General features: G+C 57.1%; 10 protein-coding genes and 1 pseudogene. 6 read left to right on the forward strand and 5 right to left on the reverse strand.

What is annotated here, in order from left to right:
• Nucleotides 1-139: 139 nt before the first annotated feature.
• From HDC32_RS01910 to HDC32_RS01935, 6 genes are all read left to right on the forward strand, one after another.
• Entirely contained in the window at nt 140-2212 is a 2073-nt protein-coding gene (locus tag HDC32_RS01910; protein WP_184744068.1) for a TonB-dependent siderophore receptor, read from the forward strand.
• Nucleotides 2212-2493, forward strand: coding sequence for a hypothetical protein (locus HDC32_RS01915; protein ID WP_034097888.1), 282 nt, complete (start codon nt 2212-2214; stop codon nt 2491-2493). The genes HDC32_RS01910 and HDC32_RS01915 overlap by 1 nt, the downstream gene beginning before the upstream one ends.
• Nucleotides 2490-3980, forward strand: coding sequence for a PepSY domain-containing protein (locus HDC32_RS01920; protein WP_184742249.1), 1491 nt, complete (start codon nt 2490-2492; stop codon nt 3978-3980). Before HDC32_RS01915 ends, HDC32_RS01920 begins: the two co-directional genes overlap by 4 nt.
• A gap of 13 nt (nt 3981-3993) precedes the next feature.
• Nucleotides 3994-5220 (forward strand): RhtX/FptX family siderophore transporter, encoded by a 1227-nt coding sequence (locus HDC32_RS01925; protein WP_184742251.1) that lies wholly within the window; start codon nt 3994-3996, stop codon nt 5218-5220.
• 296 nt (nt 5221-5516) lie between these two features.
• Entirely contained in the window at nt 5517-5996 is a 480-nt protein-coding gene (locus tag HDC32_RS01930) for an MFS transporter (protein WP_260403570.1), read from the forward strand.
• 512 nt (nt 5997-6508) lie between these two features.
• Nucleotides 6509-10285: a hypothetical protein gene (locus tag HDC32_RS01935; RefSeq protein ID WP_184742253.1), complete on the forward strand. Its 3777-nt coding sequence runs from the start codon at nt 6509-6511 to the stop codon at nt 10283-10285.
• Nucleotides 10286-10574: 289 nt separating this feature from the next.
• On the opposite strand, the gene HDC32_RS01940 is transcribed toward HDC32_RS01935, so the two are convergent.
• The 5 genes and pseudogenes from HDC32_RS01940 to HDC32_RS01960 form a co-directional block, all read right to left on the reverse strand.
• Complete coding sequence (locus HDC32_RS01940; RefSeq protein ID WP_184742255.1) at nt 10575-11285, reverse strand: DUF4365 domain-containing protein; 711 nt, start codon at nt 11283-11285, stop codon at nt 10575-10577.
• Nucleotides 11286-11346: 61 nt separating this feature from the next.
• On the reverse strand, nt 11347-14013 hold the full coding sequence (locus HDC32_RS01945; RefSeq protein WP_184742258.1) for an ATP-binding domain-containing protein: 2667 nt from the start codon (nt 14011-14013) through the stop codon (nt 11347-11349).
• A gap of 452 nt (nt 14014-14465) precedes the next feature.
• Nucleotides 14466-15719 (reverse strand): site-specific integrase, encoded by a 1254-nt coding sequence (locus HDC32_RS01950; RefSeq protein WP_184742260.1) that lies wholly within the window; start codon nt 15717-15719, stop codon nt 14466-14468.
• Between the two features lie 311 nt (nt 15720-16030).
• Nucleotides 16031-16435: a DUF2251 domain-containing protein gene (locus HDC32_RS01955; RefSeq protein ID WP_145337838.1), complete on the reverse strand. Its 405-nt coding sequence runs from the start codon at nt 16433-16435 to the stop codon at nt 16031-16033.
• Between the two features lie 169 nt (nt 16436-16604).
• A pseudogene (locus tag HDC32_RS01960) lies at nt 16605-17012 on the reverse strand (response regulator); the annotation flags it as partial.
• Nucleotide 17013: the final 1 nt, after the last annotated feature.

The raw sequence follows: 17013 nt of genomic DNA on the forward strand, positions 1-17013 counted from the left end.
AGGCCCTTAATCGAAAAGTCGCAGCGTTCGTTTAAACGATACTAATGCGAATTATTATCGATAAAGAGGCTGGGCAATGTCACACCGGGGAGCAACAAAGGCGGGGCGGGGTTTCCAACGTAATGGGGCGCAACTGGGGATGGTGCTGGTGCTGGGCCTGAGCCCGTTGGCACAGGCGATTGCGACCGTGCAATTGCCTGACATCAAGGTCGCGGGTGACGACACCTCGGGCGAGGTGACCCCGCCCGGCGTGACCACCATCGGCAAGCTACCGCTCAAACTGCGGGAAACGCCGCAGTCGGTGAGCGTCATCGACCATGAGCGCATCGAGCAGCAAAACCTGTTCAGCCTCGATGAAGTGATGCAGCAGGCCACTGGCGTGACGGTGCAGCCGTTCCAGTTGCTGACCACCGCGTACTACGTGCGTGGCTTCAAGATCAACTCTTTCGAACTGGATGGCGTGCCGGCGATGCTCGGTGAAACCGCCGGTTCGCCTCAGGACATGGCGGTGTATGAGCGCGTCGAAATCCTGCGTGGCTCCAATGGTTTGCTGCACGGCAGCGGTAACCCGGCGGCCACGGTCAACCTGGTGCGCAAGCGCCCACAAAAGGCATTCGCCGCCAGCACCACCCTCAGCGGCGGCACCTGGGACCGTTACCGTGGCGAAGTGGATGTCGGCGGGCCGCTGACCCAGACTGGCAACGTGCGTGGGCGCGTGGTGGCGGCCTACGAGGATCGCGACTACTTCTACGATGTCGGCAAGCAAGACACCCAGTTGCTCTACGGCATCACCGAATTCGACCTGAACCCAGACACCCTGCTGACACTGGGCGCGCAATACCAGACCATCGATTCGGTGACCAACATGGCCGGCGTGCCCATGGCCAAGGACGGGTCGAGCCTGAACCTGTCGCGCTCCACCTATCTGGACGTGGACTGGGACCGCTTCAAGTGGACCACGCGCCGGGTGTTCGGCTCTCTTGAGCAGCAACTGGATCACGACTGGAAAGCCAAGGTCGCCGCCGAATACCAGGATGCCGACTCAAGCCTGCGCTATGCCGGTGCTTTTGGCGCCATCGACCCGCTCACCGGCGATGGCGGTCGCTTGATGGGCGCTGCGTATAAATTCAGCAGCATTCAAAAGAGCGTGGATGCCTCGGTCAATGGGCCGTATTCGTTGTTTGGCCGCAGCCATGAGTTGCTGTTGGGCACCAACTACAGCCACGGCGAAACCGAGCAGCGCACCGCCCAGTTCACCACGCCGCTCAACGTGCCGGTGAATGTCTATCGCTGGGACCCGAGCAGTGTGCCCAAACCCGGGATCGGCGCCTACACATCGCCCGGTTCCACGACGACCACCTCCAAGGGCGTCTACGCGCTGACCCGCTACAAACTGCTCGATCCGCTGACCCTGGTCATCGGCGGCCGGGCCAGTTGGTGGGACCAGAACGCGCCGACCAGCCACTTCACCCCCGGCCGGGAAATAACCCCGTATGGCGGCTTGATCTGGGACTTTGCGCAGAACTGGTCGTGGTACGCCAGCTACGCCGAGGTCTACCAGCCGCAGACCGGGCAAACCTGGAGCGGCGACCTGCTCAAACCGGTGGAGGGCAAGACCTATGAAACCGGGATCAAGGGCGAGTTGGCGGACGGGCGTTTGAATGTGTCGCTGGCGGTGTTCCGTATCGACCTGGAGAACAACCCGCAAGTCGACCCGGACCATCCAGGTGTGGGGTCGACCACCTACTACATCAGCGGCGGCAAGGTGCGCAGCCAGGGCTTCGAGCTGGAGAGCAGCGGTTATATCACCCCCGAATGGAACGTCTCCGCCGGTTATACCTACACCAGCACCGAGTACCTCAAGGACACCAACGCTTCGGGTGAGCGCTATGCCAGCTTCACGCCGCGCCACATGGCGCGGGTGTGGACCCAGTACGAGTTGCCGTGGCAGGACCGCCGCTGGAGCGTCGGTGCCGGCGTGCAGGCGCAAAGTGATTACTCCACCCAATCCGGGGCTGTGACCCTGGAGCAGGGCGGCTATGCCTTACTCAATGCGCGGGTCGCCTACCGCATCGACGAGCATTGGACTGCCGCGGTCAACGGCAACAATCTGGCGGACCGCAAGTACTACCAGAGCCTGTCCAACGTCAATTGGAACAACCGCTATGGCGAACCGCGCAGCCTCAATCTGACCCTGCGAGGTACGTTCTGATGGCCGCGCCGGCCCTCGGTTCCTGGCCGCTGCGCATTTGTCTGGCGCTGGCGGGCAGCGTGCTCAGCAGCCTGCAACTGGCCGTCCTGCTGGCGCGGCATTATCCGTGGGGCGGTGGGCTGGAGCGGCTGTATGCCGGCGTGTTCCTGGGCTTGGGGTTTCTGGTGACGGTACTGCTGTGGTCGTTGCTGGCGCCGGATCGCAAACGCGTGGTCTGTCGCTCCAGCGTCTGGCTGCTGCTGTTTACGCCCTGGCTGCTTTGGGATGGAGCCTGGCGATGAACCTGATGGGCGCACCGAGGGCATTGGTCCAGCGTGTACACGCCGGGGCAGGCGGGGTGTTTGGAGTACTGCTGTTCGTGATCCTGCTGACGGGGGCGTGGAGCATGGCCCATGAAGACTTGCGCGCCTGGTTTCGCGGCCCGGCGGCGTTGGCTCACGGGCCGGCGCTACCGGTCGCGCAATGGCCGGCTATCGCTCGCGAGCGCGGCCTGGCGCTCGGTGAATTGCGCATTCGTTTGCCGGACAGCCGCCACTCGGTGGTCGAGTTGTGTGCATCGCCCAAGGACTGCACGGTCGCCTTGGACCCCGTCAGCGGCCGTGAGCTGGCGTCAGGCAACGCGGCTGATATCCTGTTCAACCTGCACAAAAGTCTGTTCATCGGTTTTCCCGGCCGGATTTTGATCAGCTTTTTGGGCGTGGTGTTGTTGCTGATGATCTGGGCAGGCAGTGCATTACACAGTGGGCGCCTGCAAGACCTCAAGCGCCTGCGGCGCGACCGTGGGGCACGGGTGTTCGCCCATGACTTGCACAGCCTGATCGGCCGTTGGTGCGGGCCCTGGTTGCTGCTGTTTGGTATCACTGGCGCGTTGTCCGGCCTAGGGGCGCTCGGCACCTTGGGGCTAGCCGCGCAGGCGTTCCCGGGCGCGCCGCAGCAAGCGTTCATGCAGTTGCTGGGGGCACCGCCGCAGGTCGACCGAACAACGGCTTCGGCGCCGGCGGTCGATCTGGATCAGTTGCTGCACCAGGACGCCGTCGCCCATCCGGGGTTCTCTGCTCAAAACGTCGCCTTGCACCACTGGGGTGAGCCGGATGCCTGGGTGGAAGTGAGCGGTATCCAACAAGGCCTGCCCAGTACGGCCGTCTTTGAACGGCATGCCTATCGCGCCGCTGACGGCCTCGCCGTCGGCTCCAGCAGCGCCAGCGGGCGCGGTCTGTGGTTGCAGGCGTTTATTGCGGTGCAGCCGCTGCACTTTGCCGACTACCGCTGGGTGCCTGTTGGCGGGTCACTGCTGCGTGCCGTGCATTTCGGCATGGCGTTGGCGGCGGCGGGGTTGGTGCTCAGCGGCTTGTACCTGTGGCTGGAGCGTCGGCGCCTCAAGGCCGGCGGCGGTTGGCAGGTGCTACTGCGCCTGGTGGTCGGCGGCGGTGGCGGGTTGCTGGCGGCCACGGCGGTATTGCTCTGCGCGGGGGCGCTGGGCAGTGCCAACCTGGCGTGGTGGTTCTGGGGCGGTTGGCTTGCCAGCCTGGTGCTGGCCTGCCTGATGCCCCCCAGGCATCAACCGCTGCACCTGCTGCTGGCCGTGACGGGCCTGGGCTTCCTGGCGGCGGCGCTGCTGCACCTGGCCGGCAGCCTGAAACAAGGCAGCGTGCCGCTGTGGCCCATCGATCTTGTGTTGCTGCTGTGCGCGGCCAGTGCCCTGTGGGCATTGCGGCGCCTGATTTCTTTTACGCGCGCGGCACGGGCTGCCGCCGCCAATGTTGCCTGAGGGGAGACTTGTAATGCTGGATCTGTTGAAACATTGGCGCATGGTGCTGACCTTTGCACTGTTGTACCTGTCCCAAGGCATTTGCTTCGGCATCGCCATGGACGCCTTGCCGACCCTGCTGCGTCATGACGGCGCGGCGCTCCACGCCTTGGCCTTCCTGCCGTTGGTGGGGATACCGTGGGTGGTCAAGTTCCTCTGGGCGCCCCAGGTGGATAACCATTGGAGCCCACGCCTGGGACGGCGCCGCAGTTGGATCATTCCCATGCAGATACTGGTGCTGCTGTGCATTGCCTGCCTGGCAAGCATCGGCCTGCGCGTCGAGACGGCAGGCATCGCCGTGGGCCTGCTGATTGTTGCCTCGCTGGCCAGCGCCACCCAGGACATCGCCACCGACGGCATGGCAGCCGAGTACTTTAGCGGCAACATGCTCGCGCGGATTAACGCCATCCAAGTGGGCGGCACCATGGTCGGCTTCTTCGTTGGCGGCGCCGGCACCTTGCTGCTTAGCGGCTACCTGGGGCAAACCAGCGCGTTCAGTCTGCTGGCTTTGGTGCCGTTGTTGAGTCTGGTGTGCGTCGGCTGGCTGCTCGTGGCACCGGCCAAGGAAAAACAGCCAGATGTGGCGCATGCCTCATTATGGCGGTTCATCAGGCGGCCGAAGGCGCTGGCGCTGGTGGTGCTGGCCTTGTTGTCGGCCATGACGTCAGTGTCGGGTTTTGGCTTGTCAAAGCTGTTCCTGAATGACGCCGGTTGGTCCTTGCAGGCTATCGGCCAACTGGGCATGAGCGGCGGCGTGGTCACCATCGTCCTCGGCTGCGGCGGTGGTGCGTGGTTGATCCGGGTGTTGGGGCTGTGGCCGACGTTCATCCTGGCGGTAGGCATGGCCGGCGCTGCCGCGTTGACCTGGCTGCTGCAAGCCAACGGCATGCTTGCCACGCAAACCGGACTGATCTGGTTGGCCGTGGGCCTGGGCTCGTTCGCGACCGGCGCCACCTCGGTGGTGATCATGACTGCCTCCATGGCCTTCGCCGCGCAAAGCGACCAGGCCGGTACGGACATGACCGCCGTGCAAAGCACGCGTGATCTGGGGGAAATGCTGTCTTCGACCTTGCTGGTGGGGTTGACTGCGCAGGCGGGGTATAGCGGTGGGTTTCTCGCGGGGATGGTGATGGCGATCCTGGCGTCGTTGGTGGCGTTGAATGTGTCACGTCAACGTGTGGGGGAAAGAGCCGCGGGCTGATTGATAGGTTGGGCGATCGTCAAAGGCGCTCAACGGGTCAATCAGTGCGAGCGCTCGTGATCTTCCGACATCAAGCGTGCGGCGCGGAGCCGCAGTGAGTGCGCGCCTGCTGGCGTTATAAAAGGGGTACATACAAGCCTGATATTGTTCCGTAGGATGCTCCCGCCAGGACGCTACTACAAATCAATAGCCCGTCGATCGAGCTGTTAGCGCCCAACGTGCCCATGAGGGGCCTTTTGGGCCCACGTGTTCGCTACCCAGCGCGCTTTGATTGACTCGACGGGACCTCGGCCTAAATGTCTTATCTTGAATCTGGCGATTGTCCGGTGACCTTCAGGCAATCGAAGAACGTGATACTGGCGACAGTCGTTGGCAATGGCCTGGTGATCTACGACTTCACGGTATACAGCTTTTCTGCCGTGATCATCGGCAAGCTGTTTTTACCATCGGACAGTTCGTTCGCCTCGTTGCTGATGGCATTGTTGACGTTTGGCATCGGTTTAGCGATGCGCCCGCTGGGCGCAATAGTGATCGGCAACCTCGCCGACCGCAAAGGGCGAAAAGCCGGCTTGAATGTCACCAATCTATTGATGGCAGCCGGTACCGCCTTGATCGCGTTAATGCCGACGCATGCATCGATCGGCGTCACCGCCACGGTGTTGCTGGTGCTCTCGCGGTTGCTGCAAGGGTTCGCGACCGGAGGGGAGATCGGGGTGTCGTCCGTGGTGCTGATGGAGCTGGCGGCGCGCAATCAACGCTGCTATCTGGTCAGTTAGCGTTCTGCCAGCCAGGCGGCCGCGGTTTTGGTGGGGGCGGTTGTTGGTGCCACCACGACCGCATTGCTGACCCCCGAACAGAGCTTTTGATTTTCTCGGAAACGGGGGTTTGTGGGGATTTGACCGGAGGTATGTGGGATTGGACACGAACCGAAGTGGCTGAGCCTGATACATGATTTAACAAGTGGGCGATGTCAGATGTTCATAAGGCGATCAAGGGCTCGAGATTGCTGACTCAATGGTCTCTAAATCAGCGCGACTGTTCATCGATTAGTGTTCATAGACCTAGCTTTCCCCCGGTCATTAGTCTCGTCGCCCCGACCTTTATCCGTCCATCCAGTGATGGTGGAGGTATGTTCGACGGCGGCACGGGGTGCGCTTGCGTGGTGTTTCGTGACCGAATATGTCATATAGCCGCTATTGGATTTTGTTGCAGCGCCACCGCTGCATATTATTAGCGGCCATTGCCTGCTCGGCGGGACACGGAAGGCCATTGCATGAGATCTGGGTAGATGCTGGGAGCTATCAAAAATCGTCTAGGCTTGGCGTGGGAAGCGCTTGTGGTTGGAGGGGGAGCTGCGTGGAAGGTGCTGTCCACACGGCATCAGAGAGGCAACGTTGATCCTTTCTTTGAGCCGTTGACCCCCGTCATTGTCACGGACGGCCGATCGGCCCGGTATGAGCGCGAGTTGCTACATGCCCTGGAAAACTCCGATGTTCTGAACATCGCGCTCACAGGTAGCTATGGCGCGGGTAAGAGCAGCGTGCTGAAGACATTCTTCAGCAACCATCCACAGTTCAACCACACCTATGTGTCCCTCGCGACCTTCAGCAAACCCACCTTGGGTTTGACTCCTCAGCCTAGTGGCCAACCTCCCGACCCTGACTCCGCACCTGAGGGCCCGGCTGTTACCGGGGGCGAGCACTCACCTGGGGATGTCGATCTGGTCAATCGCATTGAAGAGACCATCGTCCAGCAACTGCTCTACGCGGTGCCCGCAGCGAAAGTGCCCAAGACTCGACTGAAACGGATAGCCCAGGCCTCAAACTTCAGTATTAGCATGCGCACCCTGGGGTTCACTTTGCTTGCCGTCTGCGCCTTGAGGCTCTATGTACCCAAGCTTGCGATGATAAAAACCGTGTCGCTTGAATGGCTGATCAAGGGCTTAATGGTTCTTCCCGAGTCTGCAGCGCTGGCTGGAGTGGCGATTGGTGCAATCTATCTGTTGTACGCCGGGTTGAGGTTCATGTCCCTGTTTACCATCGATGGGCTGACCCTCAAGGGAGGCAAGCTTGAAGCGACTCACCATGGCTCGGTGCTTCATAAGAACGTCGATGAAATCATCTACTGCTTCGAGCGCAGTGATATCAACGTGGTGGTCATTGAAGACCTGGATCGCTTCGACATCCAGGACATCTTCTTCAGGCTGCGAGAGATCAACTTCATCATCCAGCGATCACCCCAGGTCAAGCGTTCTGTCCATTTCGTCTACGCCATCCGTGATGAGCTGTTCACGGTCACGGACAAGACAAAATTCTTCGACCTCATTATCCCCATCATCCCTGTGATCAACTCCGAGAACTCCAGGGAAAAGCTGGTCGAGCTCATGAAGGCCCGCCAGGTGGCCGGCAAACCGCTCGATGATGGCTTGAATCTCAAACTCATCGAGACGGTGTGCTACTACATCGACGAAATGAGGCTGATCAAGAACATCGTCAACGAGTATGACGTCTACGCGAACGTACTGGCTAAGGACGGTCTGGAGCTGGATCCAAACAAGCTGTTTGCGATGGTTGCGATCCGAAATCTGCACCCCAATGCCTATGCGGACTTGGTCAAGCGGCGGGGCACGATCTATAGCGTCATTGATGGATACGCGAAGTGGGTAAAAGCCGAAACCGACTTACTCGAAACGGCAGCTCAAGCGCTAGAGGATCAGCGGGCAGCACGTGAAGACGAGGTGGCCGATAGCGTGGAGCATCTACGTTTGTCCGTCTGGTTTGAGATTTTGAAACTTGGGAACAAACCCACTGCAAACCACGTGCGGCTAGATGGCGGGTCTGCGATCACGCTACTGGACTTTGTATCGGATCCTGTATTCGCCCAGGTAGTAGCATGTCGAAGCGTGCAACCAATTGTGATTTCAAACTGGCAAGATAACGGCCAAGCTGTCCTGTCTAAAAAGGCTTTGCAAGAGGCACGTTACGATGAGCGCCTGCAACGCTTTCAGACCTCGCTCGATGAGTTGGATGAGCAACTTGAAACGAATCGAAGCAAAGTGCTACGCCTCAAAACGGCAGGTTTTCGGCAGATCGTTTCACTGGGGTACGGCGCAGAGCTTGCCAAACGCCTAAAAGGGCTAGAGCTCATAACGTTCCTCGTTCACCGTGGTTTCTTCGACACGGATTACGTCGATTACCTCGGATATTTCTACGAGGGATCACTCACTCAATCGGATAAGAACCTCATCATGGGGCTTGTCAGGGGGGAGGAGTACGACGTGACCACTCCAATACATAATCCGGAGCTTGTGATCAGGAAGTTGGATCTGGATTCGGTAGATGGCGGGCGCGGCATTATGGTCGATCTTATTCATGAGCTTTTGCAGTCGCGTAAGGATGAGGTGGTTGCCAGAAGGGACAAACTTCGCTTGATCCTCCGAAACGGTCATGATTACAAGGAGCGTTTCGCCGAGGCGGTAGCACCGATTGTTTCTGGGACGTACGGTTCTGTGCTTATGAGAGCAATGTATGGCGCAGACCGCGATCTCATTTCGTTACTGCTCAGCCACGATCGATTCAAAACATCCACCCTGCGGCAGCAGTTCCTCATTGCTCTTCTGGATTCGCTGACGCCTAAGGAGATGCAGACCCTCGACGATAAGTCAGGCCGGTTGAGGACGGCTATCAATGAGCTGCGTGATACTTCGATTCTTGCGGCGAAGCTTGCGAGTAGTCAAAACGGATGGAGGTGGGTCAGGGAGTTGCCAGCGCAATTCTCCAAGCTTGATGCGAGTGCCTCGTCTGGAGATTTGCGGCAAATGGTGGAGTGGGGTTGTTTGGCCCTTAATCTCAGAATGCTGCAATTGCTCTGCCAGATACTGGATCCGAAAAATCAGAGCGTTAGGGTAACGTACCATCGGCTTAGCAAGCTGGAAATCACTGGCCTGGACAGCCTGATCGAGGGAGACCCGGACAGTTTCGTGGCGCAGCTCGTGAGCCAGGAAGGATCGCTCGAAGAGACACCGGAATCGCTCGTGGCCTTGTTCGGACTTTGCAAGTTTGAAGCCTACACACTGCAGGTATTGCTCGAGCAGACAACCTGCAGTTTGACTGACCTTGACGCGGTACCTACCTCGTTATGGGCGCAAATCATGATGGCGGGACGTGTTCGGCCTGTGGGCAGTGCAGCTTGGACGTACTTCAATCGCGCCCTGGTAGCAGATAAAGAATCAGAAGATTTCGTCGATTTGGGCGAGTCGGCGCTGGATAATTTCGCGGAGTTTCTCAAGCACAACGCTCAAGACTTGGCTGAAGAGTTGTGGCAGGACGCCAGCCGCAACGCTGGCTTGCAAACTTTCCTCGTTCGCACGCCGCAAGTCGAGAATGCAACCCTACGAACGCTTTTCTCGAAGGTGGTGTTGAGCCCAAGCGTTGTCATGGACACCGCGGCGCCACGCAATCGGTGGGCGATGTTCGCCAATGGTGACATGGTCGAGTACAGGGAGGAAGTTCGGGCCTTCATCGCCGATCACGCTTTCTCTTATCTAGGGACTTACCTCATCCGCCGGTGGGGTGTCGCCCGTGAACATATGGACATGTCGGCGTTGCCGGTGTCGTTGGCCCTTGAACTGACCAACGCACAGGTGTGCTCGACTGCTGAGAGCATCAAGATATGGTCGGGCATTCCTTGCGACGCCTATGAAACGTGTGACGGTGCCGTTGAAGCATTGGCTAGAGCGTGTGATCGCGCGACCCGAGATGGATTGCGATTCCCAGAGGCCTACCTCCCGACGCTGCTGAAGTTGCTTCTGGACGGGGCGCTCTCTAGAGAGCAAAGGATCAACATGCTGATCCATGCTCTCTCGATGGGCTGCAGTTGGCCAGAAACGGCTGGAGTATTGCCGCTCGTGGGCGAGGAGTATCAGGCGTTACTCAACAAACGGCGCGTGAACCTGCCGGCTCATGATGTAGATCGCCGACTGATCGATACCCTCGCTGCAAGAGGTTTTGTGGGGGCTATTAAACCCGAGGCCAAGTGCATCGTGGTCTGGAGCAAGCGTAATTGAGTCGCCATTGGGTGGCTATTCCGTCCACCTTCACATAAGTCAGGAACTCGGCCGCTCTATGAGGCTTGGAACGTGTACGAAACTAGGGGCGATTCAGATTGGTAGCTTGGGCGTGCCGCTGCGCGGCCAGGCTGTCGTGAACCGAGCCCCGCATTTCACGGGTCTCGGCCCTTCGGGCTTCCATCCCGCACGCCTTCGGCCGGGGCGGCCTGCGCGCTCCGCTTACGAGGCCCGCATCTGTACGATCATGCCTCTTACAGAGGTTATATCAGACGGGCGTGCTAGAAGTTCAATAGAGATCCGCCGTTCGTTGTCTGTGCAGTTCAAGGTCTAATTGATTCCATAGGCGATTCATGTTGTCTACCATTTGGACAACGTGAGGTGGTACGCGCCCTTTACTTAGATTGATCAGTCTATAAATTATGAGGATGGCTTCTTCATTGGCTGCGTGTTGTTCCAAGGAAGATGGGTTTTCGATCGACAGCCAACCATTTCCGCGCTCATCAAAGAAGCCGTTTACGGAACGTGATGTGATTTCTGCCAGATGCAGGATAATGCTGTTTCCGAATGTCGCGATCCTCTCAAGCTTAGATTTTGCAGAGATATCTAGCTTGTCCACTGCTCTGTCGAACTCAACCTTGGCGCCTTTGGGTGTTGAATAGTCTATCTCTGGCTCTATTACTTTCCAAAGAATCTCTTCGGTTGTTGTGCTGACAGCGCACAGTATTACTGGGACTGAAAGCGTCTTCCAATACTCAACGTGCTCAGGCTTTGGGTAAACAGTGTTGATGCCGTCGACAAACGATTCGGATGTGGCTTTCACTTGGACTTTTACGATCCTGCCAGAAGCTAAATTCCCTTCGAGCAGCGTCTCGAATTCAGCATCTATCCCTAGATCTACTTCTTGGCGTCTGTATGGCCAGCCAAAAAGTTTGACAAATTCTTTCTTTACAATGAGCTCTCCTGTGTCGCCCGTCTGCTGATTTGGTGTGTAATGCATGGGGAGGTTCCTTTTAAATATTAAATGGTTTTAGGATCTAATTCTGAAGTCGCTGGATTTGCTACCAGGTGATGCCAAACGCTGGACGAAGTTTTTCCAACGTATCAGGAAGCTTTTTGTGGCAGACCATACCGAGATAGGTCGCCGCACGAGTGGCGCCCACATACAGGAATCGCTCGAACAGAGTAGGTTTGGCTTCGACGAGCTCATCCAGCCCGATGAAGAACACTGCTTCGAACTCGAGCCCCTTGATGTGCTGGACATCAAATACCCGGATATCGGATTGGTTTCCCAAGGACTGACCATCGACACAGGGGGCTGCAATCAGACTCCTGCTCTCCAGTTTTTTGGTGAGCGCTTCGGCAATGGGCTTCACGTCCGCCTCGGAATCGACCAGGACAGCAATCGTAGGCACTGGCTCATTTTTGGAGCGGATCTGATCCTCGATCTCGAAGATCCTCTCGGCGACCCAGGTGACGACGTCTTCACCCCGTAGGTTCTCACCTAGCACCGGCAGTACACCTTCGTGAGTAGAGTGCTCCGGCAGGCTTCCTACTGCTTCGGTGTCTCCATCCATGTGCTCAAGCAGCTTGGCCGCGAAGCTGTTCAACAGGCGACTCTGCCGATAGACCGTATTGATACGTTGAGGCTTGAGGCGAGGGGAAATCCACTCAAGTTGATCGAGCTGCTTGAGGCCAACCCCTGTGATCCGTTGATTGAAGTCTCCACAGGCAAAAAACGATTCAATAGCAGGGTCAGTCAGGCTTTCCATGCAAGCTAGCTGGAGGAGCGAGAAGTCCGTGGCTTCGTCCACTAGGACTTGCTGCAGGAACTGGCTCGAGATCCTGGCCAACTCGGTGAAGCGAGGTTCGTCGATATGCCGTTTTACGAAATCCTGGCGGATCAGTTCACGAGCTGATCGAAGCATGAGGAGAAGGATCGCGTCGAGCTCTGTCTCATCAATGTGGGAAGCGTGCTCTGGCCGCTCATAGCGGTACCTATCAAGCGTAACGCTGTCGCGACGGAACGCTCTGTAGCTTGCCGGTACATCAAGGATGTAGCGTTTCCACGCGTCTCTAAAGCGCCGCAGGGCGTTCTGGAAACACATCTCCCGCCCGAGTGTTTCAATCCATTGATCTGGAGGGACTCGATCTCCAAGCCAGTTCCGTAGTTGAGCAGAACGGCTTGTCTTGCCTAGATTGCCATTGCGATAGCGAGTACGCGCATAGGCCTGGAGAAACTTGCGGTAAGCCGTGAATGCCTTGAGCTCTGCGGTGTGTGATTGGGTCGGCGTACCTTCTTCAGCACTATCATCATCAAACTCGGCACCGTCATCGTCGTCTTCATCATTTTGACCGAGGCTATCAAGGAAGGCGGCCATTTCTGCGAAGATGGCCTTGTTGTGGTTGTAGAGGAGGTTGCCCTGCCTCTTGATCAAGTCATCTGTGGTTGCACGACTGGCTTTGAGCATAGGGTCAATCCGCGCCTCAAGATTGTTCCACTCGGCATAGGCACTCAGCAGCCCTTCTGGTCGGAGTCCCTCGGCCGTGGCAAACAGCTTGTGCACCACCGCATCTACTAGGTTCGGGGCAGAATCCCGGAGCAGAATTGCTCCTTCCTTCAGGGCGGCGAGGAGACGGCTTTGGTGATGTGTTTTGAAATCGGTGAACCACTGACGCGGATCATCGTTGATGTCCTCCGGGGCGAATTGGCGATCCTCTTTCAGAATGCATGTGCCACCGTTGCCCGTCCTGAGGATGCCAAATGTCGACCTTGCCAGCTCATGCCGGCGCTTGCTCCAGGTCTTGATATGCTCGTCAGAAGCCGGCACGTTCTCGCGATTGAAGGCCTCTTTGACGTAATGCTTTAAGAGGTCTGATGGCGTGAACATCATCCAGCTTGAGCGCTTAGACTGTGGGCCCAGCAAGAGGCGTTCTTCCTGGCTAAGCGCTTCCCAGTCCAGCTTCTGCCCAAGACGTTTGATCAAGGTGGTTGTCTTGCCTGTCCCCGGTGGGCCGAGGATGATGAGCTGGTGGTCTACGGAGAGGCGGAAGATTTCGTCCTGGAATTTGTCGAGAATCGCCTGGTCTCGAAGGGCCATAGCGTTTCGGATCTGGTGACGTACACCTTCCCTGATCTTCTCGGTTTCAGAGCTGCCGGCGAGCATGGCGAAAAAAGAATCGCTTTCGTCGCCCGGCTGAATAACCTTGCGAAGAGAGGGGATCGTCTGAGGTGCTGAGCGTTCTTGCCGCCAAATGCTATCGATTGAGTCCCAGAGCGCAGCGCTTTTCTGGGGCTTCAACTCGAGTTTATCCAAGACGCGGTAGCTGACTTTTTTTCCCGCTATCTCTAGATCAACGTCATCACCTGCGCCGTGGGCAGCCAAACGTCCGAAAGGAGAGCGGTAACCTGCTAGCTTGCCGTGATTGAGGACGAATCCCCCAGTCGTGCGGCAGATATAGTACGTCTCAACCTGGCCTTTCTCGTTCTCCACCACTATCCGCGACACAGCTGGCTCTCGAACGAGGCTTATCAGTGACTTGGTCACGTCATCCGAGATGGAAGCAATCTGCTCGACGGCCGCCGCGCCAGTGAAGGTATTGACGACGGCCAAAGCTTCCGAGGCTTCGCGACTTCCGGTAGCGAGCTGCTTGGAAGCAATTTGTTCAATTTGCTGGAACGAATCTAACGCGTCGTTGGCAATTTTCTCGGCATCGCTGGAACTCATTGAAGCTCTCCCTGTTTCGAACGGTCGTGGCCTGAGCGTAAGGCGGCGAGTGAGCAGCTTCCTTGGCTCAAAATGACAATGTCTGTCGGCTGATCTAAATCCTAAATCTTGGCAGCGGGAGTTGCTAGCGAATTGCCATGAGTGAGTTCGATTTAACGTGAGCCGGCATCAAAACCATACTCGCGGTCGGTCGACGACATGGACTGCCCCCGGCATCGTAGACATCTCCAGCCTATGCTTTGGACTGCCCCCGACACCGTAGACATCTCCAGCCTATGCTTTGAGCATAGGAGGAAGTTTATGAGCACCCAACGATGTATCGACGTAGCGTGGCTGGTCATTAGTGCGAGTTCGAATTGCAACGTAAGCGGGTCCTCTGAACACGTAAGCTGGCAAAGAGGAGGGTGGTGTTGCCTGTTTTTGATCGGCTGATTTGGCCACGGCGAACCTCCTTAACTGTCAAGTCGGCTCCAGGCTGCCGAGGTGCGCTGGGCATTGTGGAGGTTGGCCGACTCCGCTAGATAACGACCTGCGTAACGGCGTGGCATCGTCGAGGTCTCAGACCAACCGCAGACTCGCCGCAGTTCGTCCGTGGCCCGTTCGAGGTCATGCCCACGCTTTTCGACCAGGTAAGCTAAAAAGTGGTCTGCAAAGGTGTGGCGAAAGTCATGCGCAGAAAGTGTAGGCAACAATCCTGGATGAGCCAGTTCAATGGTCAGAAACAGCCGGTCAAGAACGTTAGACAACGCGCGGATCGACAGCGGGCGGCCACGATCCGAGATGAACAGATAGCGATACAGCAATTTCATCGGTTTACCGTCACGCTGAGGACGCCGGTCGCTCTGGATATAGCGCTCGTAGACCTCATATAACTGTGCGGAGATGCCTACGGTCCGCCCATGTGTTTTGAGCGCAGGCTCTTCAACGCGCGGGTCGCGGGGATCATGTTCGCGATCATTGATGCTGACATAGGCGTGCTGAGAACCTTTATTGATATCCGTGGTGTAGAGCTTCAGAAGCTCTCCGCGACGGATGCCGGTCTCCAAGAGCAATTCAATCATTAGCCAGTTACGCAGTTGCAAACGCTCCGGGAAAGGATTCTCCGCAGCGCCCGGACGAATCAGTGTGCGAACAATCTGTAGTTGCGTATCTGTCAGGCTGCGGTAACGAGTGCGGTCGGGACGAGCATTGATGATATGGCTCTCAAAGCGCCGTTCAATGACGTCGGCAACATCGGCAAATACCACGTTGATGTCAGCCTGTGTGGCTGAATTCTGACGGGCGCGTGGGATGTAACGGGTGACGCACCAAGACAGGTATTTCTTCAGCAGGCGCAGGTACTGATCACGTGTTCGTGAACTGATCTGCTGAAAAAGTACAGTGCCAGCTTTGCCGATTCGGGCGATCAGATTATCGGCATGACGGCCACTTTGGAGCCAAATAGCGTAACCGTCCAGCAAAGCCAGAATCGCATCAAAGTGGCAGGCCAAAATGGCCTCATCGATATCCATATCTCGGCTTTTGGCATAAGCGTAGAAAGCCTGGATCGCGCGCAGGTGCGCCGCAGCCGTGTTGTAAGCGCGGTGCCTGAGTTTGAGTTGGACGTAGATGAATGGAATGAGTATGGGCAACGGCGTCGCATCACCAGCTTGTACAAGCAGCGGTAGTCGTTGACCTGAAGAGAACCTGCACTGAATCAGTTTCATCGACAGCCACCTCATTCAAGGAATCGTCATGAACACTATGGACATGGCCCGTTGAGAAAGTAGACGTCAAACACGAATTCGTCGAATCAGTGACTTACGTGGCTTATGAACATATCTGACATAGCACCTCGTTTAACATAATATACATTATGCGAACCAACAGAATGTCCTCGTTGGGCTCTGACACCCCTGTTTCTCGCCTGATGGAAAAACACGATGACGACACTCGCTGTGGCGCTGCCTGCCCGTTAAACCTGGTAGATCCTTTGCGCAGAAGAAAAAGCCTGGCTAACCCAAGCTCATCCTCATACTCATGCGAACAGTTCAAGCGCAGCATCATCCCAATCGTGGCCATGTTCAGACCAACCATTGCCAGTGTGCGGTGGGAACCCGGTACGGCAATAGCCTTGTTTCGCCGTGAAATCGAATATGGCATGCGGATAATCGTTGATTAGCAACACGGCCTTGGTGTGATCAACGGACCAACCGATCTTCAAACTGGAGGGTTTATGTTTGTCTGAAACGTCCGCAACGTTGTAGATATGCAGCGCGTCTTGAATCGGGTTGCTTTCAGCCGCTGTATCCAGAGCGTAGAAATAGCCGGTGTCTTCGTCGTCTTCGAATACGACAACGCAAGTTCCTTCTTCCGCAGGTGCTTCTGTGAATGAGTTTTGACCCACGTGCAGTTCTGATTCGGCAGCGAGGTATATTGGCATCGGGTATTCCTTTACGAGTTGAATGTTTCAGCCATTAAGAATACCAACAGTCCACGGTTGGGTGACAACGATTAAACTGCCCTATGCCGCCCACAAAAAAAACAAAAAGAATAACTCAACTAAATAGTCATTTAGTTGAGTTATAGGGTTGGGCCGTATTCGGAGGGTTACGCTCACCGGACGCTCTCTTCATTTCCAGAGCCTGATCGAGAGTGAGCTTGAGCTCTTCATCATTCCAGGGCTTGCTGATGTAACGGAACACGTACCCATCGTTGAGCGCCTGCGTGATCATGCTCATATCGGCATAACCGGTCAGCAGGATATTTACGCATTGCGGATCGCGCCTATGCACCTCGCGCAGCAAGGTCGGTCCGTCCATGAACGGCATGCGCGCGTCGCAGACGATCAGGTCGACAGGATGTTGTTCGAAAAGACTCAGCGCCTGGGCCCCGCTCGTGGCCAGAAGCAAGTCGTAAGGCTTTGCGCGCAGCAGGCGTCGGAGGCTGTTGAGGATACTTTCTTCATCATCCACCAGCATGACGGTATGCCGTTTTACGCTGGAAGACAGCCTATCCATG

This window comes from Pseudomonas sp. JAI120 (assembly GCF_014207255.1).
Lineage (GTDB): Bacteria > Pseudomonadota > Gammaproteobacteria > Pseudomonadales > Pseudomonadaceae > Aquipseudomonas.

Bases quoted from the DNA above. Each gene is read 5' to 3' on its own strand.
- HDC32_RS01910 (WP_184744068.1), top strand. From the start codon at position 140: ATGGTGCTGGTGCTGGGCCTGAGCCCGTTGGCACAGGCGATTGCGACC.
- HDC32_RS01915 (WP_034097888.1), top strand. From the start codon at position 2,212: ATGGCCGCGCCGGCCCTCGGTTCCTGGCCGCTGCGCATTTGTCTGGCG.
- HDC32_RS01920 (WP_184742249.1), top strand. From the start codon at position 2,490: ATGAACCTGATGGGCGCACCGAGGGCATTGGTCCAGCGTGTACACGCC.
- HDC32_RS01925 (WP_184742251.1), top strand. From the start codon at position 3,994: ATGCTGGATCTGTTGAAACATTGGCGCATGGTGCTGACCTTTGCACTG.
- HDC32_RS01930 (WP_260403570.1), top strand. From the start codon at position 5,517: ATGTCTTATCTTGAATCTGGCGATTGTCCGGTGACCTTCAGGCAATCG.
- HDC32_RS01935 (WP_184742253.1), top strand. From the start codon at position 6,509: ATGCTGGGAGCTATCAAAAATCGTCTAGGCTTGGCGTGGGAAGCGCTT.
- HDC32_RS01940 (WP_184742255.1), bottom strand. From the start codon at position 11,285: ATGCATTACACACCAAATCAGCAGACGGGCGACACAGGAGAGCTCATT.
- HDC32_RS01945 (WP_184742258.1), bottom strand. From the start codon at position 14,013: ATGAGTTCCAGCGATGCCGAGAAAATTGCCAACGACGCGTTAGATTCG.
- HDC32_RS01950 (WP_184742260.1), bottom strand. From the start codon at position 15,719: ATGAAACTGATTCAGTGCAGGTTCTCTTCAGGTCAACGACTACCGCTG.
- HDC32_RS01955 (WP_145337838.1), bottom strand. From the start codon at position 16,435: ATGCCAATATACCTCGCTGCCGAATCAGAACTGCACGTGGGTCAAAAC.